The 26,197-nt window shown below is 40.9% G+C and carries 29 protein-coding genes; 17 read left to right on the top strand and 12 right to left on the bottom strand.

The annotated features are described in order from the left end of the window. The 10 genes from gspE to AAC000_RS04740 all read left to right on the top strand — a co-directional run bounded on the left by gspE (nt 1) and on the right by AAC000_RS04740 (nt 8,420). Entirely contained in the window at nt 1-1,563 is a 1,563-nt protein-coding gene (gene gspE, locus AAC000_RS04785) for a type II secretion system ATPase GspE (RefSeq protein ID WP_339720571.1), read from the top strand. After that, complete coding sequence (gene gspF / locus AAC000_RS04780; protein WP_339720570.1) at nt 1,564-2,784, top strand: type II secretion system inner membrane protein GspF; 1,221 nt, start codon at nt 1,564-1,566, stop codon at nt 2,782-2,784. It abuts the gene before it with no gap. Further along, nucleotides 2,784-3,242 (top strand): type II secretion system major pseudopilin GspG, encoded by a 459-nt coding sequence (gene gspG / locus AAC000_RS04775; protein WP_339720569.1) that lies wholly within the window; start codon nt 2,784-2,786, stop codon nt 3,240-3,242. Before gspF ends, gspG begins: the two co-directional genes overlap by 1 nt. A 21-nt stretch (nt 3,243-3,263) precedes the next feature. Continuing rightward, entirely contained in the window at nt 3,264-3,890 is a 627-nt protein-coding gene (gene gspH / locus AAC000_RS04770; protein WP_339720567.1) for a type II secretion system minor pseudopilin GspH, read from the top strand. Further along, nucleotides 3,880-4,278, top strand: coding sequence for a type II secretion system minor pseudopilin GspI (gene gspI / locus AAC000_RS04765; RefSeq protein ID WP_339720565.1), 399 nt, complete (start codon nt 3,880-3,882; stop codon nt 4,276-4,278). The genes gspH and gspI overlap by 11 nt, the downstream gene beginning before the upstream one ends. A gap of 2 nt (nt 4,279-4,280) precedes the next feature. Next, nucleotides 4,281-4,913 (top strand): type II secretion system minor pseudopilin GspJ, encoded by a 633-nt coding sequence (gspJ, locus tag AAC000_RS04760; RefSeq protein ID WP_339720563.1) that lies wholly within the window; start codon nt 4,281-4,283, stop codon nt 4,911-4,913. After that, nucleotides 4,910-5,923: a type II secretion system minor pseudopilin GspK gene (gene gspK, locus AAC000_RS04755; protein WP_339720561.1), complete on the top strand. Its 1,014-nt coding sequence runs from the start codon at nt 4,910-4,912 to the stop codon at nt 5,921-5,923. Before gspJ ends, gspK begins: the two co-directional genes overlap by 4 nt. A gap of 64 nt (nt 5,924-5,987) precedes the next feature. Continuing rightward, nucleotides 5,988-7,199, top strand: coding sequence for a type II secretion system protein GspL (gene gspL / locus AAC000_RS04750; RefSeq protein ID WP_339720559.1), 1,212 nt, complete (start codon nt 5,988-5,990; stop codon nt 7,197-7,199). Nucleotide 7,200: 1 nt separating this feature from the next. Continuing rightward, nucleotides 7,201-7,680: a type II secretion system protein M gene (locus AAC000_RS04745; RefSeq protein ID WP_339720557.1), complete on the top strand. Its 480-nt coding sequence runs from the start codon at nt 7,201-7,203 to the stop codon at nt 7,678-7,680. Beyond that, nucleotides 7,677-8,420: a type II secretion system protein N gene (locus AAC000_RS04740; protein ID WP_339720556.1), complete on the top strand. Its 744-nt coding sequence runs from the start codon at nt 7,677-7,679 to the stop codon at nt 8,418-8,420. The genes AAC000_RS04745 and AAC000_RS04740 overlap by 4 nt, the downstream gene beginning before the upstream one ends. Nucleotides 8,421-8,455: 35 nt before the next feature. Here AAC000_RS04740 and yrfG read toward each other — a convergent pair whose 3' ends face one another. Then, nucleotides 8,456-9,139, bottom strand: a complete 684-nt coding sequence (gene yrfG, locus AAC000_RS04735; protein WP_339720554.1) for a GMP/IMP nucleotidase — start codon at nt 9,137-9,139, stop codon at nt 8,456-8,458. Nucleotides 9,140-9,303: 164 nt separating this feature from the next. On the opposite strand from yrfG, the gene nudE reads away from it, so the two are divergent. The 3 genes from nudE to AAC000_RS04720 are packed head-to-tail and all read left to right on the top strand — an operon-like array spanning nt 9,304 to nt 11,324. After that, entirely contained in the window at nt 9,304-9,867 is a 564-nt protein-coding gene (gene nudE, locus AAC000_RS04730; protein ID WP_339720552.1) for an ADP compounds hydrolase NudE, read from the top strand. Beyond that, nucleotides 9,867-10,712, top strand: coding sequence for a 3'(2'),5'-bisphosphate nucleotidase CysQ (gene cysQ, locus AAC000_RS04725; protein WP_339720551.1), 846 nt, complete (start codon nt 9,867-9,869; stop codon nt 10,710-10,712). The genes nudE and cysQ overlap by 1 nt, the downstream gene beginning before the upstream one ends. 30 nt (nt 10,713-10,742) lie before the next feature. Beyond that, on the top strand, nt 10,743-11,324 hold the full coding sequence (locus AAC000_RS04720) for a YceI family protein (protein ID WP_339720549.1): 582 nt from the start codon (nt 10,743-10,745) through the stop codon (nt 11,322-11,324). A gap of 21 nt (nt 11,325-11,345) precedes the next feature. Here AAC000_RS04720 and AAC000_RS04715 read toward each other — a convergent pair whose 3' ends face one another. From AAC000_RS04715 to AAC000_RS04690, 6 genes are all read right to left on the bottom strand, one after another. Continuing rightward, nucleotides 11,346-11,582 carry a YheU family protein gene (locus AAC000_RS04715; protein WP_339720548.1) on the bottom strand — a complete coding sequence of 79 codons (237 nt, stop codon included), beginning with the start codon at nt 11,580-11,582 and terminating at the stop codon, nt 11,346-11,348. Further along, complete coding sequence (locus AAC000_RS04710) at nt 11,579-12,634, bottom strand: hydrolase (RefSeq protein WP_339720546.1); 1,056 nt, start codon at nt 12,632-12,634, stop codon at nt 11,579-11,581. The genes AAC000_RS04715 and AAC000_RS04710 overlap by 4 nt, the downstream gene beginning before the upstream one ends. Nucleotides 12,635-12,793: 159 nt before the next feature. Next, a complete protein-coding gene (locus tag AAC000_RS04705) occupies nt 12,794-14,713 on the bottom strand; it encodes a PHB depolymerase family esterase (RefSeq protein WP_339720544.1) in 1,920 nt (639 codons plus the stop codon). 484 nt (nt 14,714-15,197) lie between these two features. Continuing rightward, the gene (locus tag AAC000_RS04700) at nt 15,198-15,404 is read right to left on the bottom strand and encodes a DUF3565 domain-containing protein (RefSeq protein ID WP_339720542.1); all 207 of its coding nucleotides are present in this window, start codon (nt 15,402-15,404) and stop codon (nt 15,198-15,200) included. Nucleotides 15,405-15,418: 14 nt separating this feature from the next. Further along, on the bottom strand, nt 15,419-15,934 hold the full coding sequence (locus AAC000_RS04695) for a ClbS/DfsB family four-helix bundle protein (RefSeq protein ID WP_339720541.1): 516 nt from the start codon (nt 15,932-15,934) through the stop codon (nt 15,419-15,421). A 21-nt stretch (nt 15,935-15,955) separates the two neighbouring features. Beyond that, nucleotides 15,956-17,866 (bottom strand): ATP-binding cassette domain-containing protein, encoded by a 1,911-nt coding sequence (locus tag AAC000_RS04690; RefSeq protein ID WP_339720539.1) that lies wholly within the window; start codon nt 17,864-17,866, stop codon nt 15,956-15,958. 136 nt (nt 17,867-18,002) lie between these two features. On the opposite strand from AAC000_RS04690, the gene AAC000_RS04685 reads away from it, so the two are divergent. Further along, complete coding sequence (locus AAC000_RS04685; RefSeq protein WP_339720538.1) at nt 18,003-18,209, top strand: YheV family putative zinc ribbon protein; 207 nt, start codon at nt 18,003-18,005, stop codon at nt 18,207-18,209. Between the two features lie 12 nt (nt 18,210-18,221). Here AAC000_RS04685 and AAC000_RS04680 read toward each other — a convergent pair whose 3' ends face one another. Both AAC000_RS04680 and AAC000_RS04675 read right to left on the bottom strand, forming a co-directional pair. Next, entirely contained in the window at nt 18,222-18,434 is a 213-nt protein-coding gene (locus AAC000_RS04680) for a SlyX family protein (RefSeq protein ID WP_339720537.1), read from the bottom strand. Continuing rightward, nucleotides 18,431-19,366 (bottom strand): hypothetical protein, encoded by a 936-nt coding sequence (locus AAC000_RS04675; protein WP_339720908.1) that lies wholly within the window; start codon nt 19,364-19,366, stop codon nt 18,431-18,433. The genes AAC000_RS04680 and AAC000_RS04675 overlap by 4 nt, the downstream gene beginning before the upstream one ends. A gap of 134 nt (nt 19,367-19,500) precedes the next feature. Here AAC000_RS04675 and AAC000_RS04670 point away from each other — a divergent pair, with 134 nt between their 5' ends. The 3 genes from AAC000_RS04670 (at nt 19,501) to AAC000_RS04660 (ending at nt 23,911) form a co-directional block, all read left to right on the top strand. Beyond that, the gene (locus AAC000_RS04670) at nt 19,501-20,250 is read left to right on the top strand and encodes an FKBP-type peptidyl-prolyl cis-trans isomerase (RefSeq protein WP_339720535.1); all 750 of its coding nucleotides are present in this window, start codon (nt 19,501-19,503) and stop codon (nt 20,248-20,250) included. A gap of 745 nt (nt 20,251-20,995) precedes the next feature. Further along, entirely contained in the window at nt 20,996-21,487 is a 492-nt protein-coding gene (gene greB, locus AAC000_RS04665; RefSeq protein WP_339720533.1) for a transcription elongation factor GreB, read from the top strand. 99 nt (nt 21,488-21,586) lie between these two features. Then, nucleotides 21,587-23,911 (top strand): Tex family protein, encoded by a 2,325-nt coding sequence (locus tag AAC000_RS04660; protein ID WP_339720906.1) that lies wholly within the window; start codon nt 21,587-21,589, stop codon nt 23,909-23,911. Nucleotides 23,912-23,979: 68 nt separating this feature from the next. Here AAC000_RS04660 and AAC000_RS04655 read toward each other — a convergent pair whose 3' ends face one another. From AAC000_RS04655 to bioH, 3 genes are all read right to left on the bottom strand, one after another. Then, nucleotides 23,980-24,948 (bottom strand): putative metalloprotease CJM1_0395 family protein, encoded by a 969-nt coding sequence (locus AAC000_RS04655; protein WP_339720531.1) that lies wholly within the window; start codon nt 24,946-24,948, stop codon nt 23,980-23,982. Between the two features lie 16 nt (nt 24,949-24,964). Next, a complete protein-coding gene (locus AAC000_RS04650) occupies nt 24,965-25,288 on the bottom strand; it encodes a hypothetical protein (protein ID WP_339720530.1) in 324 nt (107 codons plus the stop codon). A gap of 83 nt (nt 25,289-25,371) precedes the next feature. Then, nucleotides 25,372-26,142 carry a pimeloyl-ACP methyl ester esterase BioH gene (gene bioH, locus AAC000_RS04645; RefSeq protein ID WP_339720529.1) on the bottom strand — a complete coding sequence of 257 codons (771 nt, stop codon included), beginning with the start codon at nt 26,140-26,142 and terminating at the stop codon, nt 25,372-25,374. Nucleotides 26,143-26,197 lie beyond the last annotated feature (55 nt).

Below are 26,197 nucleotides of genomic sequence, written 5' to 3'. Positions count from 1 at the left end.
ATGTCATCCGCCAACCTAAGCGCAGCGGATGCTGAAGAGCAGGCCTTGCTGGAATCGGGCGCAGATCTGGACACGCCGATCGACGAGCCCGAGCATAAACAATTAGCATTTAGCTTTGCGAAACGTCATCAAGTATTACTTGATACTGGTGAAAAACCTGCCATTTTGTTTCACACTCAAAATACTAAGTTTCCTGTATTTGCTGAAGTGAGACGCTTCTTAGGTGCAGAATTTCGCTTGAAGGAAATCGAACTCGATAAGTTTGAGTCCATACTTACCAGTGCTTTCCAAAGAGATTCATCCGCAGCTAAGCAATTAATGGAAGACATCGGTAACGAAAGTGATTTGTTTAGTCTTGCTGAAGAATTGCCCGATACTGAAGACTTGTTAGAAAGCGAAGATGATGCGCCTATTATTAAACTCATCAACGCCATGCTTGGCGAAGCGATCAAAGAAGGCGCCTCAGATATTCATATTGAAACTTTCGAAACACAACTGTTAGTGCGCTTTAGAGTAGATGGGGTTTTGCGAGAAATTTTGCGTCCTAATCGTAAAATGGCCTCGATGTTAGTATCCCGAATCAAAGTTATGTCGAAAATGGACATTGCAGAAAAACGTGTGCCACAGGATGGTCGTATCACCTTGCGTATTGCTGGTCGCGCGGTGGACGTCCGAGTTTCCACTATGCCGTCTAGTCATGGCGAGCGTGTGGTATTACGTTTACTCGATAAAAACAATGTTCGCCTCAACTTACAAGACTTAGGTATGACTAAGGTCAATCGCGATTTCTTTTCTGACCTAGTACGTAAACCACACGGTATTATCCTAGTTACAGGCCCTACTGGGTCAGGAAAATCTACCACTTTGTATGCGGGTTTAAGTGAAATAAATTCCAAAGACCGGAATATTTTAACGGTTGAAGATCCCATAGAATTTGACTTGCAAGGCATTGGTCAAACTCAGGTAAACGCCAAGGTTGATATGACCTTTGCCCGAGGCTTAAGAGCAATATTGCGTCAAGATCCTGATGTGGTCATGGTGGGTGAAATTCGAGACCTAGAGACAGCACAAATTAGTGTACAAGCAAGTTTAACGGGCCACTTAGTGATGTCGACTTTGCACACTAACACCGCTGCTGGTGCTATAACCCGTTTAGAAGATATGGGTATCGAACCTTTCTTATTGTCCTCTAGCTTATTGGCGGTATTGTCACAACGTTTGGTGCGTACTTTATGCCCAGATTGTAAAACGCCCCATATACCCAGCGAACAAGAATGTCAGATTCTAGGCATAAAATCAGCTGATGCTTCTGGTCACGCTATCCATTCACCTAAAGGTTGCGCCGCTTGTAACCAAACTGGCTATAGAGGCAGAACGGGTATTCACGAATTGTTAGTGGTAGACGAAGGTATACGCGAGCTGGTGCATACTGGGCATGGTGAACAAGCCATTGAAAAATATATTCGTAAAAATACCCCCAGTATTCGTGATGATGGTTGTGCCAAAGTATTATTGGGCATTACTTCACTAGAAGAAGTGCTGCGAGTCACAAGGGAAGATTAAATGGCTGCTTTTGCATATCAAGCCATGGACAAAGGTGGCAAAAATAAGAATGGTGTTTTAGAGGGCGATAACCCTAGGCAAATACGTCAACAATTGCGTGAAAAAGGGTTAATCCCCATGCAAGTTGAACAGGTAGCTGATAAAGAGCGTAAGTCTCAAACAAGCTTTACGTTATTTAAAAACAACATATCTGCAGCAGACTTGTCACTATTAACTCGCCAATTATCTACATTGGTGGAAGCGTCTTTACCTATTGAAGAGGCTTTGCTGGCGGTCGCCGAACAATGTGAAAAACCACGTCAAAAGAATATGATGAGGGCGGTCCGCAGTAAAGTGGTAGAGGGTCACACCTTAGCTGACGCTATGGCAGAATTTCCCCATGTGTTTGATGATTTATTTCGAGCTATGGTGGCAGCAGGTGAAAAATCAGGGCACCTTGATACAGTGCTTAACCGTTTAGCCGATTACACTGAAAAGCGCCAACAAACTAAAAGCCAAATCACCCAAGCTATGGTTTATCCAAGCATTATGATGTTTTTTGCCTTTGCCATAGTCATATTGCTATTAACAGTAGTAGTACCCAAAATTGTTGGTCAATTTCAAAATATGGGGCAAGCACTGCCTACCATTACGCAAATATTGATTGATGTAAGTGACTTTTTACGAACTTATGGCTTAGCCCTAGGCGTTGTATTAATGACACTTATAGTAATAATCAATAGCATGCTTCAAAAGCCAGTAATGAAAAAACGCTATCATAAATTTATTCTGGGTTTACCTCTTATTGGAAACTTATCCAAAGGTTTAAATACTGCGAGATTTGCTCGTACTCTGAGTATTTTGACCTCCAGTGCAGTACCGTTATTAGAAAGCATGCGTATTGCGAGTGAAGTGCTTGAGAACTTACATATAAGGGATGCGGTCAACACCGCGGCGGGTTTCGTAAAAGAAGGTTCAAGCTTGAGAGCCTCCTTAGATCAAACCAAGATGTTTCCACCTATGATGATGCATATGATTGCATCGGGTGAACGTAGCGGTGAATTACAACAAATGTTGTCACGGGCAGCAGATAATCAAGACAGACAATTTGAATCTTTGGTGGGTGTGTCACTCAAAATATTCGAACCTATACTCATTGTGACTATGGCAAGCGTAGTATTATTTATTGTACTGGCAATCCTACAACCTATTTTAGCTTTAAACTCTATGGTGAACATCTAATGAAACAACTCGACTCTGTAAACAGAAACAAACGTAAAAACGCCGGTTTTACCCTTATTGAGGTAATGGTGGTATTGCTTATTATTGGCATAATGGCGGGTATGATCGCACCACAAATATTGGGCAACCAAGAGGAAGCGCAACTTAAATCCGCAGCAATTGATATCCAAAGTTTAGAAAATGCCTTAACTCAATATAAATTGAGCAATAACGTATTCCCGACTACGGAACAAGGTTTAGAAGCATTAGTAAGCGAACCGACGGTCGACCCTATTCCTCGCAACTATAGAAAAAATGGGTATATCACGCGTCTTCCTAATGATCCGTGGAATAATCCTTACCAATTAATTAGCCCTGGGGAACTTGGTCAGATTGATATTTTTTCTAATGGCCCAGATGGCGAACCAGGCACCGAAGACGATATTGGTAACTGGAATATCAACGACTACTTAAACTAATTCAATTAATTGCCAATTAAGATGACCATTCGTCGTTCTCCCATAGCAAAACAGTTTGGTTTTAGCCTGATTGAAGTCATGGTGGTGTTGTTTATCATGGGTATGGCAACAGGTGCTGTGATGCTCAGTTATTCCGGCGAAAGTGGTCAAGATTTACTCAAAAAGCAAAGCCAACGTTTGCAAGTAGTCTTTAACATGGCGTCGGATTACGCGGTACTCAACCAAAAACAATTGGGTTTAAGGGTCGAAAGTAAAGACAACATTTATTATTTTATGTACCTCGATGAAGAACAAGAATGGCAAAAACTTGAGCTTGATGAAACCTTCAGTGACCATCAATTGCCAGAAATGTTTAGTTTGGATTTGTCTTTAACAGACTTACCATGGGAAACCGAAGACAGTCTTTTTAGTAGCGACGCATTTGATGAAGGGCTGTCAGTATCTGAGGATGGAGTAGAAATAGGTGATGAAGAAGAAAAGAAGCTAGACCCTCCGCAAGTTTTTATTTTTTCCAGTGGTGAAATTACGCCATTTTCTGTTACTTTAGCTTACGAACCAGCCTTCAGTAACGACCTACCTAGTTACTTCCGCGTTAATGGCCAAGATAACACCCCTTTAACACTAGAAGGGCCCCTAGATGCGCCCTAACACTCACCTTGATTTAAGTAAAAAACAAAGTGCTGGGATGACCTTGCTTGAAGTACTAGTTGCCTTGTTTATTTTTGCCCTAACAGGCACGGCAATTATGAAGGCTGCAAGTGATCATTTAATTGGTGTAGGACAAATTGAAGATATCACATTCGCTACTTGGGTGGCCAATAATCGTCTCAACCAACTGCAAATAGATACCACATGGCCAATCAAAAACAATAAAAAGGGCGAGCAAGAAATGGCTGGCCGCAAATGGTATTGGCAACAGCGAATAAGTAAAACCAGTGACGATGAGATGGTACAAGTAGAAGTCTCTGTTGGCTTAGACGAACAATACCAAGGCACGGTAACCTCAGTTAGCACTTTTATTGCTAAGCAAATTTGAATATGAGCCTCCCTTCCAAACAACCAAACTATGGTTTTACCTTAATAGAGATTCTGGTGGCCATGGCAATTTTCACTATCATTGGATTAGCGAGTACAGGTGTACTCACATCAGTCATTAATAGTGACCAACTTTCATCAGAACGCTTTGAAAAATTGGAAGAGTTACAAAGGGCAATGCTTACCATGGAGCGCGATATATTGCAGATTGTGCCTCGTACAGTCCGTGTTAATAACGAGTCCGTTAGTGCCGTTCTCTCTGGGGGTGAAGACATATTAGACAGTGATACAGATGGTCTTAGTTTTGTACGAGTTGGCTGGTATAACCCACAAATGTTACTACCTCGCAGTACCTTACAAGCAGTAGGTTATCGAGTACAAGAAAAACAACTGCAGCGCCTATACGGTAATTATGTCGACAATGTAATTGGTTACGAACCTAAAATTAAAATCCTACTTTCAGACATAGAGGACTTTAGAGTTTCTTTCTTAACGGATATAAAACAGTTAGAAGAGCCCGAAAAATGGCAAGAGACCTATGCTAATAGTGCCCTTCCATTAGCTATTTCCATCACTATTGTGAGTAAAACTTTTGGTGAAATTCGTCGCGAATTTATGTTGGCAAACGGCGCATGAATCAGTTTAAAAGCCAACAAAGGGGCGTAGCCCTTATCATAGTGTTATTGATAGTGGCAATCGTAAGTGTGCTTGCTACAGAAATGGGTAGCCGTTTGCAGTTGCAAATAAAACGCGCATCTAACATTAAAGAAAACACTCAAGCCTATTGGTATGCAATGGGGGCAGAGCAGTATGCGCGTAAATCCATCAAACAACTGATAAAATTAGATGGCGAGGTGATACACCTTGAACAACAATGGAACCAAGAATTTGCCTACCCTATTGAAGGGGGAGGCATTCAAGCACAATTAATGGATATGCAAAGCTGCTTTAATCTGAATGCTTTACGAGAACCCCAGGCAGACGCTAATAACGCGACATCGGGCACGACAGCTACCACCTTGTTACCGGAACGTATGTTAGCTTTTGAACGTTTATTGCAGAATGTAGATCCCGCAATACCAAGTTATAATATTGATATGCTACGTGACTCTTTAGTTGATTGGTTAGATCAAAATGAGAGTCCCACTGGGTTCGGTGTTGAAGACAGTGAGTATGAAAGTCTGCAATTCCCGTATGTTGCAGCCAATAACTATATGGTACATAAGTCAGAATTACGCTTAATTAATGGAGTGGAAGTCTCGTGGCTCCGCGAGTTACTTAAACTGGTTTGTGTATTACCAAATGACAGTTTATTTTTAATTAATGTCAACACCGTGAGTGAAGAAAATGCAGCTATCATTTCTGCCGCTACTGGGCTTCCCTTAACCGACGCACAATCTTTACTTGCCAATCGTGGTTCCGAGGGTTATCAAACCACGGCTTCTTTTTTAGAAGACCCCAGCATTCAAGCATTGGAGCCAAAGCTTAGTGAAGAACAGAAATTATGGTTTGATGTAAAAACATCACATTTTATATTACACACTAAAACAAAGTACAATGACGCAACTTTTGCGATGCAAACCTTATTTAAGGTCGACTCTAATAACAATGTAAATGCCATCAGGCGTGATTTTAGTGGATTTTGATGGGCTGGTTTTCAATGAGAAAACATTTTTTAATCCATAACAAGCAACAGGGTATATAAACCTTATGGAACAGTTAGTAGTGCGTTTAGGCGCCGATCCAGATGAAGCAATTCATTGGATAGTATGGTCTAACCAAGAAGACGAAATTATTGCCTCTGGAGTATTACCAGATGCAACACAGTTAACCACCTTAGCAGATAGGGCTGGTAGTAGGCCAATTTGTGCCTTAGTACCTACCAGCGATATTTTGCTTAAATGGGTTGAATTACCTGCAAAAGCAGGGCGTAAAGCAATTGCTGCTATTCCTTACATGTTAGAAGAAGAAATAAGTGGCGATATTTCACAGCAATTTTTTGCCATTGGCCCCAAAAATGGTAATAAACAAGCTGTTGCCATTGTTAACAAAGAAAAGTTACAAAGCTGGCTAAACATTATCGAAGCAGCAGGATTATCCTGTGACCAACTTATACCTGACGTATTGGCTTTACCATTAGCAGATAAAAACGCCTGGTCTATATTAGAATTAGGTGAACAACTCTTAGTTCGCAAGGACGATTGGGCCGGTTTACAAGGAGAGAGAGACTGGCTAATCCAAGCCATTAATCATCTTGCTCGACAATACGCAAATGAGAACGAACAAGCACTTTTAGTGAATGATTATTCTGGCGCCGACTTAACCAATGTGGAGAATCTAGAGGTGACAGTCATGCCACTAGAAATGCCAATGAAAGTCTTAGCAAAAGGCGCTGGATCCACTAAATTCAACTTGTTGCAAGGTGAGTACAAAGTTAGCAAAAAAGTTGGAGGCGATTGGAAAAAATGGCGTTTAGCTGCAGTGTTGGCAGTGATTGCACTGTTTACTAGTTTAATTGATAAAAATATAGAGCAGAGTCGACTAGACACACAATTGACCCGTTTAAAGGCGCAGGTGAGTAGCGAATACAAACGCGCATTTCCTAATGCGGGAGCGTATCGGGATCTTAAAAGCACTATGGAGCGCCAAATGAGAGCGCTAGAGCAAGGTGGCGGAGGCGGTGTCTCAATATTAATTATGCTAAGCCAACTCAAGCCAGCCTTTGAAGAATCTAACATTAAACCGCAAACTTTGCGCTTTGATAGTAGTCGAGCAGAGTTGCGTATCCAAGCAGTAGCCAGTAATTTTGGCGCATTAGATAAATTTAAACGTCAGGCAGAAGCTCAGGGATTTACCGTGGAGCAAGGCTCTATTAACCAAAAAGATAATCAGGTAATCGGCACCATGTCGATTAGGAGTTAATATGGACAAGCTCAAAAAAATGTACTTACAACTCAATGGTCGTGAACAACGATTAGTGCTGATTTCTGCAATTCTGGTAGTGGTGGCCATATTTTATTGGGGTATTTGGTCGCCACTCAATACGTCACTAGAGCGAGGAAAGGTCGCAGTCAAGCATCAAACAGAATTACTTGATTGGGTGCAAAAAAATGCGAACAGAGCAATTCAACTTCGCAGTAGTGCAGGCAAAAATGCATCTTTTTCAGGATCCTTGCCACAAGCGGTTAACCAATCTGCCACTCGTATGAATATTGCTATTTCACGGATGCAACCTCAGGGTGAGGAATTACAGGTATGGATAGATCAGGCCCCATTTAATGACTTGTTGAGTTGGCTAGAGTCACTTGAAAAAACCGGTATAAGTATATTAGACATTGACATCGCAGAATCAGATTTACCGGGGCAAGTTAAAATTCGTCGTTTAAAATTAGGGAAATCATGAAGTCAGTATTGAAATGGGGCGGTTTAAGCCTTGTAGTGTATTTTGTATTTTTAATCGTTAAATTACCTGCAGTTCATGTTTTAACACAAATTCAGCTACCCAAAGGGGTCAGTGTTAGTGGCATCAGTGGCACAATTTGGAATGGCCACGCAAGAAGAGTACAAGTAAATGGATTACCAATCTCCAATGTTGGCTGGAATGTCTCCTTTTTGCCACTATTACTTGGAGAAGTACAAGCTGATATTAAAGCTGGCGATTTACGTGACATAGATCAAATCTCTGCAAATGGATATGTGAGTACCAATGGAAAACACGTCGAAGTTAAGAATTTATTAGCTTACTTACCAACCAACTTGGTGATCAGTTTATTACCTTTGCCAATTCCTGTTCAAGCTGATGGACGTTTTAAAGTGCAACTTGATGACGTTGATTATGAAACCGGCTGCCAACAATTCACAGGAAAAGGTCAATGGCTCAACGCGAACTTTACTGGTACCTCTGGGGTAATAGACTTAGGGACTTTTGATGCCAATTTAAGTTGTGAGAATGGCAGTATTGTAGTTGATGTCAAACAACCTAACAGTTTTGGGTTAACCGCAAAAGCCACTATTCCAGCAGATATGAAATTTAAGATTTCAGGGCGTTTCAAACCCGATGCTAACTTACCAACAGAAGTGCATCAGGCCGCACAGTTTTTTGGTAAGCCTGATGCAGATGGGTATTATCCCATTAAGTTTTAAAAGGATTTAGCAGCTTAACTAACCTTAGTCGCCACTCAACCCAATATAGGGCTGGCCTCAATATCAGCCAATAGATAGCGATAATCCTGTATTGAAGGGAAGTCAGATATGTCTCTCACTGGTTGTTTGCTATCTGGGTTGCTAACCGCTAACAAATGTTTAATACCAAAGTCTTGAGCGGCTTTTAGGATCCCTAAACTGTCATCAACAAATAATGTGTGTTTAGGGTTAAATCCGAGTCTAGTATGCAATTTTTGCCATAATTCTTGAGACTCCTTTGTGACTGCAAATTCGTGGGTCGAAATTAATTGGTCAATATGTTGATCTAGCTGAGTATGTTCAACTTTCAGTGATAAGCTGTTTGGATGGGCATTAGTCACTAATATTACTTCTCGCCCCGATGCTTTTAATGCATCTATAAAAGGCAAACTGTCATCTCGCATACTGATGAGATGCTCTATTTCTCGCTTGGCTTCGACAATATCAATATCTAGTTTTTCGGCCCAATAATCTAAACAATACCAACTCAGCGTTCCCATCACCTGTTGGTACTCTAAAGTCATTTTATCTTTAGCTGCCTGCAGTGGAATGCCAAGCTTTACCGCTAACTTTTTAGGCAAATGTTCTAACCAAAAGTGATTGTCATAGTGCAAATCAAGTAAGGTGCCATCCATATCGAGCAACACAGTGTGAATATCTTTCCAAGCAAGCTTTGACAAGTGGCATGTCCTCTATTTAACAGGTATATTTAAAACTCTCGGGGCTATTGACCTTTCATATATCGATGACATATGAAAGGTCAACAGCCCCTTTAATTCATCGATTTAAAGCTTATTTGACTTCGAACACTCAAAATCGGCTGCTATATTAACGTGAAAAATTCATGAGCAACACAGACAATAAAAAATCACTGCCACAAATTCACTCTCGCAATGTGGTAGCCAATAGTGGACTATTTAAAATAGAACAAGTCGATTTAGAGTTTTCCAACGGCGAAACCCGCATTTTTGAACGTATGTGTGGTAGTGGCAGAGGTGCCGTAATGGTGGTGCCTTTTATTAATGACCATGAATTTTTATTGGTTAGAGAATATGCCGCAGGCACTCATAGTTACGAATTAGGCTTCCCAAAAGGCTTAATTGACCCAGGCGAGTCGCCAGAAGTCGCCGCCAATAGAGAGTTAAAAGAAGAAGTAGGCTTTGGTGCAGAAATGTTACACCTGCTTCAAAGTGTTAATATGGCCCCAGCATTTTTTGACGCAAAAATGACGATTTATATTGCCGAAAATTTGTACCCTGAAGTTTTACCCGGCGATGAGCCTGAACCTTTAGAAGTGGTTAAGTGGTCGATAAATAATATTGACACTTTGTTAGCCAAAGAAGATTTTATAGAAGCAAGGTGTATTGCTGCATTGTTACTTGCTGAGAAATGGAAGGGGGCGCGCTAATGCCGACAGAAAACGCACAACAACTTTTAGAGATAGCTAAAAAAACAGCTGTTAAAGCAGGAAAAGTGGTATTAGAAATATACGACAGCGGTGATTTTACCAGTTTTCAAAAAGAAGACGACTCACCAGTCACCACGGCTGATTACAAAGCTAACGAAGTCATTATGGAAATGTTACAAGAGGCCACCCCTAACATTCCAATCATGTCTGAAGAAACCGAATTGGGTGCATTAGAACTACGCAAAACGTGGACTAGGTATTGGCTAATTGATCCTATTGATGGCACCCAAGAGTTTATCGCCCGTAGTGGTGATTTTGCCGTTAACATCGCACTAATTGAAAACAATGTACCTGTTATGGGAGTGATTTACTGGCCCACAGGTGAAACTTTATATTCCGCATTAAAAGGTCATGGCGCATTTAAAGAATGCCCGGTAGAAAGCAAACAAATTTTTGTACGTAACTTAAAAGCGCCTAATGATGACCCAGTAATAATTGCAATCAGTCGCAGACAAGCTCGCGAAAAAGTGATGTCGAGCCTAAGTGAAGATCGTGTTTATCAAACCCTACCTGCGGGCAGTTGTTCCCTTAAAGCCTGTTTTATTGCAGAAGGAAAAGCAGATGTGTTTCTACGGTTTGGCGTCACTGGTGAATGGGATACCGGTGCATCTCAATGTATAGTGGTCGAAGCGGGGGGTAAAATATTAGCACATGATTTTGCACCTTTAAGCTACAACCTTCGTGAAAGTGTTATTAACCCAGACTTTTTCATTATGGGCGATCAGAATGTTGATTGGCAAAGCATAGTCAAATGTGAATTTGGTAATGACAATCAACTTGTTTAACAACATCATTTATATCTAACTGAGTTAATTATGAAATCTTTATGTACAAGCACTATTTCAGTCGTTTTATTTTTGTTTTGTTTTTCTGCCAACGCCAATTGGATGTTGATTGATAATGAATCGAGCTTAAGTTTTGTATCGACTAAAAATCAACATGTGAGTGAAATTCATCATTTCAGAAAACTGCAAGGAGAATTTAGTGCTGAAGGGAAATTACACATTAAAATTGATTTAGGGAGCATAGATTCTGGCATTGAAATTCGCGATACACGTATGCGTGAAAAACTCTTTGTAGTGAATAAATATCCTACTGCTAATTTGAGCGCCCAGTTACCTGAAAGTGTACTCACACTCGAAAAAGGCAACTCGATATTAGTTACACTTCCAGCGGAATTAAGCGTTATGGGTATCAAAAAAACCATTAATGTTACAGCGCAAGTTACCCGTAAAGCTGACAATGGCATAGTGGCCACCAGCACTCAGCCAATATTAATATTGGCTACGGATTATGGTTTAAGCTCAGGGATAGAAATCTTGCAAAAATTGGCAGGGTTAAGTGGCATTGGGCTAACTGTGCCAGTTAATTTTAATTTAGTTTTTGTGGCTCAGTAAACCATTTTGTTAAGGCTGTAACTAAGTCTCCGATAATTCATATTCCCCAAGCTGTTGCTTGGGGATGATATTCACTGTTTCATGTAATTCAGAATAAACTAAAAGCACTTCCCCTAAGGTTAACTGTACCAACACTTGTTGCACTTTGTCCTCCAATGACACATCAGCTTCACCATATTCGGTACCTTCACGTAGTACAAAACCTTCAATAATATTCAATAACGTATCTTTGCTTAAGTCTGAAATTGGGATAATCATAATGGGTTACCAGAAGATAAGGGAGTAGCCCTGTCAGCAATAAAGGGCTTAAAGAAAGTATTGGCCCTTTGCTGCATCCAAATTTTAGGTCGCCATGGTGTACCTTGCATAAAACCTACGTGGCCACCGTTTTCACTTACTTCAAGACACACACTTGGCGATAACGTCTCTATATCAGGCACAATACTTTGATGCATAAAAGGATCATCTTTCGCATGTACTACTAAGGTAGGCGTACCAATACCCTTAAGAAAATTCAGCGAACTACATTTTTGGTAATAATCGTCTGCACTTACAAACCCATGCAGTGGTGCAGTGATATGCTCATCAAAATCTCGAAAATTCTTAAACTGCTTAATCTGTGACTCTGTCACTTTGAGTAACTTGCCATAGTCGATACTTCGCATCTTAATTAGGAGATTATTCACCATGCTTTTTAATAAATATGCCTGATAAACTTTTGAGAACCCCTGATTGATACTATTTGAACAAATAGCTAAATCGAATGGTGTAGATACCGCCATTGCTGCTTTTACAATGGTTTGTTTGGGTTGTTCACTTAATAATTTAAGTAACATATTCGCCCCTAAGGAAAAACCCATGGCTGCTTTAGGTGTTTCCGGAAATTTCTGCTCAAGCCAGTTCAAAAAATACCACGCATCTGCTGTTTCGCCAGAGTGATAAGCCCTAGGGGTCACATTTTGCTCACCGCCACAGCCACGGAAATGCATAAGCACCACTGCATAACCTTGCTTGACAAAATTCGCCATCATATCGTTAGTGTAGTGGGAGCGAATTGATCCCTCCAAACCATGAAATAGGGCAATTAAACCTGTCGATTTTTGAACATCCCCCGCCCAAATTAAATTAACAAAGTCACCATCAGGCAAAGCTAACTTTTCTTTACGATAGTCAAGCTTGGCGCGTTTTTGTATAAAGCGCGGGAAGATAGTTTGTACATGTCTATTTTTAGCCCACCATGGTGGTACAAAATCACTTTCGACAATTTCACCATAACGGACATTTTGGTTAGTTTGGGACTCAGGAAACATTAACAACTAAAGGGTGGTTTATTATTAGGATAGGGTACCTCAATTGCACTAAAACTTAAAAATCTGTTTTTCTTAAATACAATTTTAACCACAGAGGAAGGTAGAAATGGACAGAGCAATGATAATTTTGCTCTGCCACTTTTGAATTAACTTAGGTGATTAAGGGCAATTCCCTAAGCTCCAGATTATATTATCTGTAGAGTATAGGGTATTGAGCCCGTAGGTTGAGCCTGACATGGCCTCATCAGACCCTTGTGCAAAATAGTTTGGCGCATAAGGGCTGCCTGAACTGTAGGCCCTGCCGGCGGTTTTATGGTAGTAGTTATAGGTGCTGTGTTCGACACATGTTTCGCCCCCTGAACCACCACTTCCGCCGCCTGAACCACCACCTGAACCACTGCAAGCTTGTACTGGTCCGGCACAAGAGGCATCGTTATCCTGCCATAAACACTGACTTGTTCCTGAACTCACTTCGAATAATTTAAAGGCAGCGGTGCTGTATTCCAAATAACAATTGGCGTAGTTGGTATAATTGAGTCGCCCCGCATTAATATGTTGCGACAAGGTAGCAGTCTGTCCTGCGTCAATAGTAAAAGTAATGTTATCTGTACTGGTCTGGGCCGCTTGATCACTAGCTGTTACGGTTGCTGTGTTATTGCCACCGGATAAGCTACATTGAGTGGCAGAATAGCTGGTTTGTGTAATAACCGCAGCAACATTACCGTTGTCAAAGGCAACACTAACAGATGCTAAGTCATCATTGGTATCGACTACATTGCCGCTAACGGTTGCACATTGGCCTGAAACACTCACAAGTATATTGCTGAGCACTGGCGCTGCTGGAGGCGGAGGAGGCCCTACACGAATAGAGCTGTTGTTGGGTACAGAATCTTTTCCTTCATTGTCGGTAGCCAGCAAACTCACTTGGTAAAGGTCATCGGCAAGTGCGGTACTGGTGATCACAAAGTTGCCCACTGAATCTACAGAACTTGTGCCACTGTTTAAACTACCATTTACCCCCGCAAAACTTGCGCTAACCTGTTCCACAGTGCCTTCAGCGTCCTGCGCATTACCACTTACCACAATTTGACTGCCAGAAAGGCTTAACTGAATATTACTCAACACAGGGCCAGCGTTACGGTCAACCCGCTGATTGTTAGTTGCAAAGTACTGTCCCAGATATTCGGCATAATTGATGCTGCTGCCACTTATATAAGAGCCACTGGCGCCCTGACCACCCGACCAAGCATGATCAACACCATTGAACCACAATTTGGATACGCGACCGTCTTGCCATAAAGTTTCATCACCCGTTCGCCCCGCGCCTTCGCTAATAGTATTACTACCAGGTAACACACTCACATTGTATAAATCAGCCATACCCTCGGCATTCTGTGTGTTGTAACACAGGTTCACCGTAGAATCCTGATCCCCTTGGGCTATAGACGCAATTTGACTGGAAAAATGGCTGGAATAAGAACCAGCATATTGCTGACAACGAGCTTGTACATCTGCTGATTCGCAGGGACCAAGCGCCCCATTTGAACTGGTTCCTATGCTGGGACCTGCGCTAATCCCCATGCCCGCGAAAATATCAGGAGCCAAACACGCTGTGGTGTTGGCGAAGGCTGCACCTGAAGATAAACCTGCGATATACACCTGATCAGGGTCTATTCCACGGCTACTATCGCCCGTCAGCGTAGTAGCCAGAGAAATAAGATTTTTGTAATCGCCGTTAGTGCGAGACTTGGTTCCTTGCCAATATGACCAGCAACTATAACCGGCTTTGTTCATAGCGTCTGGTACAGCGATCACCATTCCGTGACTTTCCGCCGCTGACTCGAGATTGGCTGTTAAGTATGCATCAACTGACTGCACACAACCGTGCAACACAATCATTAATGCCTTACCTTGCCCAATAGAAGAAGTGCTATCAGGAGTATAAATATTGACTTTAGTAAAACCACCTAACGACTGATTATTTTGCCAACTACCCGCAAATAAGTGATTAGAAAGAAGTAGTGCGCCTATAACGGGCAGGTATAGTAAAACCTTACTAAGGCCGTGTTTAGTTATCATAATATGCTCCAAAATATTTTTATTATTAAGTCATGGATTATTAACCAGGGCACAACTTCAGAAAATGTACTCTATGTACGTCAGGTCAATTATTTACTGCAGCAAAGACTATAGGCGCTTAAAGTTTAAACAGATGTAGGTATTTAGTACTACATCTCAAAAACACTTATGAATTGCTAGGGTATATTTGATAAAAGTGTGTGATGACCACTCTTTGATTTATTTCTAGATAAAAGACAGTTCGAACGATTATTTACCCTAGTCGTATTGGGTGGTTTGGTAGGTGTTTAATAAAAGGTAAAAGTTACTCACAGCCTTATTGCCTGGTATGTTTTAGCATCACTTTTAAGTATCAGGTTTACTATTTAATATTCGAAGTAAAAGTCCAAATTGAATTTAGAATAAACACTACGTTTTTAACTGTGCAAGAACCTTCAATGCTCGGCGTGCGCCGCTCTGCGCAGTGAAAATCTTTAGCTATTATCTAAATGATATCCACAGGTGCACCCAAATCGCACTTTTTGCATACCAGTTTATGACCGAGCATAGATTGTCGGCCATCTGCTGTGGTAACCCACGGGCGGCTAATCCAAGGTGGATTATGTCTGACGTGTTGAAAATGACCGCAGGTTAGTTCAGCTACCCAGTCATTTTCTTCGTCTTTGTGGTAACCAGCAATGGGGCTATACATTTATTTAAAAAAATTCATTTTAAGCTGTGTGAGCGTTTAAAACGTCTGACTTTGATTCTTACATTTTTCATGGGGGAAGAGGTATTAAATTGGATCATACGACCTAACGTCCACTTGTCATACCAAGGTTTTCCATACAACTGTTGATCATCAAGCTTGTCAATTAAGGTTAAAATATTTGAGGTGACTTCTATCCATATCGAAAGTAAGTCAGTGAAATTAATTTCGCGATGCTGGTATTGAAAATGTTGTGCTAATAGCCCTAACTGATTCCACTTAAAACCTGTTTCGGGAAAGTCTACAGGTCTATTTTTTGACGCTTCTTCATGCCATTTAAGCACCAACTCTCCCCAACCAATAAGATATGCCAAGGTGTCGCATATGCTGATGCAGGTGTTTTTTACATTGCCCTCTATTTCACAGATACGAGAATACTCTTCTGGAATACTCAGGTAATCCTTCTCAAGTTTACAAAATGAGTCCCGTATCGCTGCTATTAACTGCGGCTTATTTAGCGCAATAGAAGTCATATTTAGTCCTGGGAATGACTCTTACTCGGCTAACATATTATCAAATTCTTGCTGTTTAATTTCTAACGTTTCCTGAGCTTCTAACCAATACATTTCTGCTTTTTCTAGACTAGATTTATTATCGGCTTGCTCTACTAGTACTTGTTTGAGTAGAGCTTTATTTTCGGCGTTATATAACTCGCTATCACCAAGCTGCTGTTCAAGGGCGGCTAGTTTTTGTTGCGCATCAGCCATGGTTTTTTCGTGTTTCTCAATGGATTTTCGAATAGGTTTAGTTGCTTGTCTAAACTCTGCTTCTAAGCGTTTAGTGTTTTTACGATCAGGTTTATTACTAGTTTTCTCACTTTCTGTGGTAGTGCCTTTATCTCCTTTGAGGATCCAGTCTTTGTAGTCGTCTAAATCACCATCAAAGGTTTGTACTTGCTTGGAATCCACTAAGTAGAAATCATCACATACAGAAGTTAACAAAAACCTGTCATGGGAAACCAATACCATAGCGCCTTCAAAACCTTGTAACGCAATATTCAGTGCATGACGCATATCTAAGTCTAAATGGTTAGTGGGTTCATCTAGTAATAGCAAATTAGGCTTTTGATAAACGGTTAAGGCTAACACCAAACGAGCTTTTTCACCCCCAGACATAGGTGCTACCTTGCTTAGAGCAGTATCACCTCGAAAGCCAAAGCCACCTAAATAATCTCTTAGGCTTTGCTCGGTGGCTTTTTTGTCTAATCTTTGCATATGCGCTATGGCTGAATCATCGCCACGTAAAAACTCCAATTGATGCTGTGCAAAATAGCCAATTCGTAACCCGGCGGAGGTTTCATACAACCCCTCCATGGGAGACTTTTCACCGGCTAACAATTTGATTAAAGTAGATTTACCCGCACCATTTTTTCCTAATAAACCGATGCGACTTCCCGGCACTAGGTTCAAATGCAGTTTTTCTAAGATAATAGTATCTCCATACCCTACTTTGACCTGCTCCATTTTAATAAGTGGATTAGGTAATTTAGGAGGACTGAAGAATTGGAAACTAAACTCGGAAGCAGCCATTACAGGTAGTAAAGTTTCCATTTTAGCCAATTGTTTTACGCGACTTTGTGCCTGCTTAGCTTTACTGGCTTTGGCACCAAATCGATTGATAAAAGATTCGAGGTGGGCTATTTGATCTTGTTGTTTTGCATATTGTAAACTTTGTAAGCGTAAACGTTCGGCACGTTGTTTTTCGTAAGCATCGTAGTTACCCGTATAACTGACCAGTTGCTGCTGCTCAACACTAATAATTTCATTCACTGTACTGTCCAAAAATGACTTATCGTGAGAAATCAGCAGTAACGTCCCCGTGTAGCGTTGCAGCCATTTTTCTAACCAAATAACCGCATCTAAATCGAGATGGTTTGTGGGTTCATCTAACAATAATAAATCAGAATGGCATAGTAACGCTTGGGCTAAATTTAAACGCATTCGCCAACCACCTGAAAAAGCGGAAACAGGGTTTTTCATCACATCATTGGCAAAACCCAACCCCGCTAAAATTGTCGCTGCGCGGGCATCAATATCATAGGCACCTACATGTTCTAACAAACCATGTAAATGAGCAATTTGTTCACCATTGTGGGCTTGTTCAGCTTCAACCAGTTGAGTTTGAAGCTTTCTATATTGTTTATCACCGTCTATCACATAATCTAGGGCAGAGCGTTCGACAGCAGGCGTTTCTTGCGCAACGGATACAATTTGCCAATTTTTTGGGATATTAAAATCCCCTTGCTCGGTATGCAACTCCCCCTTTATTAACGCAAACAAAGAGGACTTACCACAGCCATTGGCACCTATTAATCCCGCTTTATGACCAGGATAAACGGTGGCATTGGCATCTTGCAGCAATACTTTAGTGCCGCGCATTAAAGAAACATCTGAAAATTGGATCATGTAAACCTGTTATAAACTTTTTAGTTAATGACTCGTATAGTCTTATATTAATGGTACTTAAACGAATACGAGGTAACACTCAAATTTGAATGGGGGTATCATACCAAGATGAACAACCGAAAAAATCTCTTAAACCATGGTTAATAAAATTAAAAAACGTTTTGTCGCTGGAGCGACCTGCCCAAAATGCCGCGCGCTCGACACTATCATGTTGTATTTCGAAAATAATGTAGAAAAATTACAGTGTGTAAAATGCAATTATTCAGAATCTCAAGCAGACAAAAAAGTGGCAAAAGCCACACGGGTCAGTGAGAGCGTAATTGGGGTGTTTAAGCCAGAATAGTCGTTGGGACTGCTAATAGTGTGGCGGAGGCATTTCCTCTTTTTCAGAGGCCATATTACTTGGCTCGATGGCGCTGATTTTTGAGACCATTTGTTTGAGTTGAAATTGCAAATCATCGATTTGTTTTTGCTGTAAAATCAGAGCTTGGTTTAGGCTTTCGATGGTGTCTTCTTGAAACGCCATTTTCATTTGTAATTGTTCGATATCTGTTTGTACTGTATTCATTCGTTTTCTATCTTCCACTTTTCTAGTAGGCCACTGCTACTTTCTGAAATTATTTCACTTTCATTCATAAAACCAACTGAATGCACAACCGCCGATGCGGGTTTACTACCTTCACGGGCGGAGACTCGCCATTCATCTAGCTCCTTACCTGTGTTCACATCCCAGCGATTTATCCTTCTTGCTGGTGAACCTGTTAGTAAGTACTTGCCGTCATCAGAAAACACAGCTACCGTAAATATTCGTTGTCTTGCCATATATTGTAAATTACTGACTTCGTTACCTGTAACCAAATCCCAAACCCTAGCATCACGCTTACTGTCAGCGGTAAACGCATAGCGACCTTGATCATCTAGTGACACTTTAGTGACTCTACTGGTGTGCTCAAACTTGTGAATAACTTGTCCGGTTCGCGTATCCCATAAATAGGCCAAATAATCGTTGCCACCTGTTAACGCATAAAAACCATTGGGTGAAATATCCACACTGTTAATTTTCTCTTGATGGCCTAAAAACTCTAAACGTCTTCCTGTTGAAGGCTCAAAAAACATTGCCTTGCCACTGCCTCGCCCGACCAAAATTCCTCGACCTTGGTTTGAAACAGCAATATCTCGAATGCTGGACTCATCAATACGCCAAAATCCTTCGGGCTCTCCAACATTTAAATTCCATAGAGCAAATGCTTCTCTATCCGATGTCACCACATATGAATTATCAAATGCAATATGAATATTTGTCACGGAATTATTGCCATCATCCTGATGTTGCCATACGAATCGCTGTTCATTAGTAGTCAAATCCCAGACCGTAATACCATTGTCGATAGTGGATACAACAGCAATAGTATTGTCTGCCGAAATTTGAGACGCATGAGATCCCCCTTCAGCATGGCGAAATGAACTGACAGGGACATTACTTGAACCACCACAAGCAATAAGTATTAAGGCGCAAAGCAATATTCCAAAGTAATGAGTGTTAAGTCGTAAGTTCAATGGGTTTCCCTTTGGTCATATGGCATTTAGTATATGCGTTTGCATAGCAATCACATACCGCTAGTTGGAGAATTATAATGAAAATGGCCTCAATCACTTTTTTGATTGTTTCAATATTAATATTATGTGCATGTCAGCCGCCTGATGATCCAATGAAAGTTGAGATGGTAGCCCTTGAAACAGACCTACAAAAGCAGTCTTATGCTATGGGCGCTAGCATGGGTCAAATTATAGAAAATAAAATATCAAATCATAAGGCAATAGGCATTGAATACGAAGAATCTTTGTTGGTTAAAGGATTTATTGCGGCTTTACAAAATCAATCACAACTAAATAAAGAGCAAATTCTTTCTATCACCCAAGAAGCAGAAACCCTTGTGCGAGAAAAGCAAATCGAACTAAAAACTCAGAAGGGCAATGAAAATAAAGCGAAGGGCATGGCATTTTTAGCCAATAACGCTAAACGGACTGACATTATTGTTCTCGATTCTGGTTTGCAATATGAAGTAATTAAAAATGCTGAAGGTCAAAAACCTAAGGCCACGGATACAGTAACAGTCAACTACCTAGGTACACTGCTAGATGGAACTGAATTTGATTCTTCTTATACACGGAACAAACCGGCCACTTTTCCGTTAAACCGTGTAATTAAAGGCTGGACTGAAGGCTTACAATTAATGAGTGTGGGCGCAAAATATAAGTTTTATGTGCCTTCACACTTAGCTTATGGTGCCCGTTCGACTGGCAAAATCACAAGCCATTCAACTTTAATATTTGAAGTGGAATTACTCGAAGTCATTACATCAGATAAACCTGCAACGAAATAATCTAAGTTAGCAAGATTTACATTGCTCAATAAAAAGCCGGACACGTTACCGTGGCCGGCTCTACTTTATCATATTGATAATCAGCTAATCTCCGTGCTGAACCTTATTCCCTTACTTTGTTGCCCTTCAAAAGGGCTGTTTATCCCGATTTAACCGGGTAATTTAAAGCGTAAATAGTTGTCTTTCGACTAAATATGTTTTCAACTTATATGTTTGGATGTCGTTGTTTACCTCAAATCAAGTGTTGCCATGTTCAAAGGTAGTATGACTTGCTCTCTAATTTTCAGTTGATTCAATAAAGAGCGTAAAAAAGGGCAACTCATTTTTACGCTAGGTTCATCAAAGTGTTTATTCTGTAAGGGTTTCCGGTAGTTTTTGATTAAAACTTACTACACTTTGATTGATTCTAAGCATAGTCGATAACCGAGTTTTAACACAGCAAATATTGGCAATTTATTGTAATAAATTGCACTAACAAATTTGTTTTTATTACCTCTTAGTGTTGCAACTTTTTGATCATCGTCTACTGCTTTAAAAAGACCAATCTGGCGAGGGTTGTGCAGCAAAACAGCCCATTTGCACATAGTTCAAATTCAGCTAGAAGCAACTCATTTCTGTCATCGAAATATGCTGTAAATACCTATTAAAGCTAAGTTTTAATCCAATTATAAATAGACCCTTTGGTAAAAGCCCTGGAAAATCTATACTAGCCACAATCGAACGATACTTTGAGCTAAATACAAGATTGAAAACAAAGCTAATAACACCTGAAGGTTATAAAAAGCTCTACGATGAACATGACCATCTGTGGATGAAAAAACGTCCCGAAATCACAAAGATTGTTAGTTGGGCAGCGAGCCTCGGAGATAGATCTGAAAATGCTGATTATCAATACAATAAACGGTTATTACGCCAAATAGACAGGCGAGTTAGGTTTTTAAGGAAACTTCTCCCAGAACTACAGGTTGTGCACCACTCTCCAGCACAAGATGGCAAAGTGTTCTTTGGCGCTTGGGTAGAGATTGAAAATAACGAGGGTCAAGTCAAACGTTTTCGAATTGTTGGTCCAGAAGAAATTTATGGTGAGGATAGGAGTTTCATATCTATTGATTCCCCTATGGCAAGGGCGCTAATCAAAAAATCTGTAGATGACGTCTGCACAGTTAAAACCCCCAGCGGCACCAAAGAATGGTTTATAAATTCAATTAAGTACACAGATGCCTTTGAGAAAGAATGACGTTATTGCCACTTTTATTGATCTAGTGCTGGTAATTTCACTCTTGCACCCCTATATAAAGGCTTAAATGAAAATGAATGACATACAGGGTCTTCGATGATGATAGTGGAAAAGATTGCGCTAGAATTACAAGTACAAGCGCAACAGGTACAAGCTGCAGTAAAATTACTAGATGAAGGGTCTACAGTACCTTTTATTGCTCGCTATAGAAAGGAAGCAACTAATGGTCTTGACGACATAGCCCTAAGAAAATTAGAGCAACGCTTAACCTATTTACGCGATTTAGAAGACCGACGCCTAGTCATTATTAAATCAATTGAAGAACAAGAAAAAATGTCTCCTCAATTGAAGGCGAGCTTACTCAAAGCAGACAATAAAACTGAGTTGGAAGATATATATCTTCCATTCAAACCTAAACGCCGCACTAAAGGTCAAATTGCCATTGAGATGGGATTAGAACCTTTGGCTAATGCATTGTTTGACGATCCTCAGCTTACTCCTGAATCTGAAGCCCAAGCATACGTGAAAGCAAATGGTGATGTGCCAGACACTAAATCAGCCTTAGACGGTGCAAAGTACATTTTAATGGAGCGATTTGCAGAAGACGCACTATTGCTGCAAAAAATTCGTCAGTATTTAAACAAACATGCCCACATTAAAAGCCAAGTAATTGCTGGCAAAGAAATAGAGGGCAGTAAATACAAGGATTATTTTTCACATTCAGAACTGTTGAAAAAAGTACCTTCACATAGATCTTTGGCCATGTTTAGAGGCAGAAACGAAAAATTTCTGCAAGTCAGTCTAGATGCAGATCCTGAGAAAGATGAAGGAGATAAAAGTTCGTATTGCGAGCAAATTATCGCTGAACACTTCAATATTAAATTTGCCAACAGACCCGCAGACGCTTGGTTGGCATCAGTGGTGCAATGGACCTGGCGTGTCAAAACTCTTTTGCATATGGAAAACGAATTATTTGGCGCAGTGCGTGAACAAGCGGAACAGGACGCAATTAATGTGTTCGCCAAAAACCTAAATGATTTGTTAATGGCAGCACCTGCCGGTCCTAAGGTCACTATGGGATTAGATCCGGGTTTGCGGACAGGTGTGAAACTAGCGATTGTAGATGCAACTGGCAAGGTTTTAGCCACCTCTACTATCTTTCCTCATGTGCCACAGAATCTGTGGGACAAATCGTTACGCACCCTAGCAACCTTATGCAAGCAACACAAAGTACAACTTATCAGTATTGGTAATGGTACGGGATCAAGAGAAACAGATAAACTTGTAGCCGAAATGATTAAAGCCAATCCTGACTTAGCTGTGAGTAAAATTATAGTCAGTGAAGCAGGAGCCTCAGTTTATTCGGCATCAGAATTGGCTTCAAACGAATTGCCCGATATGGATGTTTCCCTTCGTGGTGCGGTGTCTATTGCTAGGCGATTACAAGATCCATTAGCTGAATTAGTGAAAATTGAACCTAAAGCCATAGGCGTAGGACAATATCAACATGATGTTAGCCAAAGTAACTTAGGAAAATCCCTCGGTACAGTGATTGAAGACTGCGTAAATGCTGTTGGCGTTGACATCAACACGGCATCAGGCGCTTTGCTAAGCCACGTTTCAGGTTTAAATCGTACCTTAGCGAATAATATTGTCAGTTACCGGGATCAACATGGGGCGTTTAAATTTCGAAAAACCCTACTTGAAGTCGAACGACTTGGACCGAAAGCCTATGAACAGGCGGCAGGTTTTTTGCGAATTATGGGAGGAGCGGATCCACTTGATGCATCTGCTGTGCATCCAGAAGCCTACCCTGTCGTTAATTCTATCGTCGCACATGCTGGTATTGCGATGAACGATATAGTCGGTAATACCGAAGTCCTGAAAAAACTTAAACCTGAAGAATTTGTTACCGATTCGTTTGGCCTACCCACTATCACAGACATTATTAGTGAACTTGACAAACCTGGTCGCGATCCTCGCCCTGAATTTAAAACGGCTAATTTTAAAGATGACGTGCAGTCCTTAAAAGACCTAAAAGTCGGCATGATTTTGGAAGGGGTAGTGAGTAACGTTGCCAACTTTGGCGCTTTTGTCGATGTAGGTGTGCATCAAGATGGTCTTGTACATATAAGTGCTATGACAGACAAATTTATTTCTGACCCCAGAGACATAGTCAAAACGGGAGATATTGTCAAAGTAAAAGTGATGGAAGTGGATGTCGAGAGAAAACGGGTGTCTTTTACTATGCGAATGGGCGATACACCTAACCAAACCGCTAAAACATCATCTCAAAAACATACGTCAGATAAAAAGTCGCACACTCGCGGGGCTAAAAATAATCAACAGCAAACTCAACCTAAACAATCAAATCAAATGATGGGTAATGCATTTGCCGATGCTTTTGCCAAAGCAAAAAAATAACTGTTTTCAGTAATTCTTAAACAATCAAGCCCTCAGTTGAGGGCTTGATTGTTTTACGTAAACTAATTTTAAGCAGACTGTTGAAGCCCCTCAGCCCGAGGACTTGTCACTTGATTATAAAAGCTCTCAATCACTGACACTCTGCGAGTAATGTCTAAGTCTCTATTTTTGAGAAATTCATTTACAACTTCCAAATCAAAGTCAGACTCGTCGCTGGGTTTCTGTTCGGCTTCTAACTGACCGATGTCCAGTGAACGAGTCGGAATTCCCACATCAATTTCATCAACAATGTCTTCAAGTGAGGGTACTTCTCCAATAACAGTATTTTGTTTTGTTTCGCCATTTTGAACTTCAGGTATCGCTTGATTATAAGCCTCTTGAGCTTCTTTGGCTCTTTCAGTTGCAATTTCAGTACGCGCTTCAAGAGCCATTTTAGAGGCTTCAGTTGCTACTCGTAAATCTTGCGCACTAGGCTCTGCAGGAGCCAAGGCTGCGGCTCTCACCTGTTGTGCCTTGCGAATAGTTTCCTCTGGGGTTGATGCTTTTGAGATATCGATTGAAACTTCTCCCTCTACCGCATATCTCTTGCCATCAGGTCCTCTTTCATATTCGTATTGGGGTGGATGAGCATATTGTCCACCCAGTGACGCGTGGGCTTGTTCATGGGCCCTGACTTCTGCATCTCGCTGTTTTAGCTCCGTCAGTTGCTGTTGCTGCGCTAGTTGTTGCTGCTTATCTTCGGCATTTTCTTTACCTGCACTGGCATCTTGCCCATTGTCTTGTGTTGCATCATTTTGAGTATCGAGTTGCTGTCCCGCTTGAGGAACGGGTTTTTCATAGGTTAGAGGTTGTGGAGATTTACCAGGTGTTTTAACCTTATCAGCTTCAGAACCCACAGCAGTTTCAGCAGCAGACTTTTCATTGGCGGCAATTTGTGGCACGGCCTCACGTTGAGTATTATCCCTGCGCACAGATTCAGTATTAACGGTGCCAACATTAAATACTGTAGGAGTGGGTACGGGAGGTAGAATATTCATTACTTAGTAACCCTAACTAGGCCAGAATATCCAATATTGTGCCGATAGTACCGTTTGCAGTATCGACTACTTTTGCCGAAGCTTGGGCATTATTTAGATTGACGGACAACCCGACTAAGTTTGAGGTAATCCCTTCACTCCCTTGAGGAAGCGTTTGTTTAATTGCATTGAGCTGGTTTAAGGTCGCATTTGCCAAAAACTCTTGAGGGTCACTAGAGGGCGTTACAAAAGCGGATAAACTAGCTAAGTTTGACGCATTTTGTGTGATGCCGTCAGATGCTCTTTGAATACCTATAGTGCCGCTAACGATGGCAGAATTCACGTTATTACTAATGTTCATTTTTGTACCTCTACAACCAAACCTCTCATGCTCAATTATTAACCATTTTTGGTTTTTTTCAAAGCTTTACCTCACCTTAGTGATTAAACAATCACTTTTGCTAGTTGTTTTGCAAAATCCTCAGTGTTTGAAATAAAAGGAGCATGAGCTGCATCAGGGATAACATCTATGGTTACTTTAGGGTTGAGTTGCTGAAGCATGGGGGTGACTTCCACTGGCACTAGGGTATCTAAACGACCTAAAAATATCTGACAGGGAATGACTAATGTTGTGAATTGTTCGCGAAGATCAACGCTTTGTAACATATCTAAACCTTCAGCTAATGCCATAGAGGAGGGTAAAGGATAATTTTGCAGCGATTGTTTGATAGTTTTTGCATCTTGCCTAGCATTTACACTTCCCATGGCTTGCACTGCCAAAAAGCGTACTAAGGTTTTAGTAAAATCTTGTTGGAGCTGCTGCCTAAAGAAATCCAGTACTTTAGAATCGATGCCCGGCCATGGGGCATGCTTAGAAAATTTAGGACTAGAACAAATCAAAACCAGTTGTTTAAGCTTTTCTGGCTGAGAGTGAGCTATTTGCTGGGCAACTAAGCCACCTAAAGACCAACCAATGAGAATGCAGTTTACTGGAAGATGAGCTGCTACCATAGTTGCGATAGTTTGCAGGTTATACGGAATGGGTAATTGTAGATGATTTACCCCATATCCAGGTAAATCAATAGTGGTAATACAAAACTGCTCTTTTAGCATATCTATCAAGGGCTGCCAAACTCCACTATTCACACCCCATCCATGTAAAAAAACCAAATTTTTACCACAGCCCTGTGTTGATATTTTTAAACTCTCTGACATTTCTTCTACACTAAACCTCGGGAATACTGATTTTACATTGAGCACAGGGACGATA

This window comes from uncultured Paraglaciecola sp. (assembly GCF_963977085.1).
Classification (GTDB): Bacteria; Pseudomonadota; Gammaproteobacteria; order Enterobacterales; family Alteromonadaceae; genus Paraglaciecola.
This window is presented reverse-complemented; position numbering and strand designations above follow the sequence as displayed.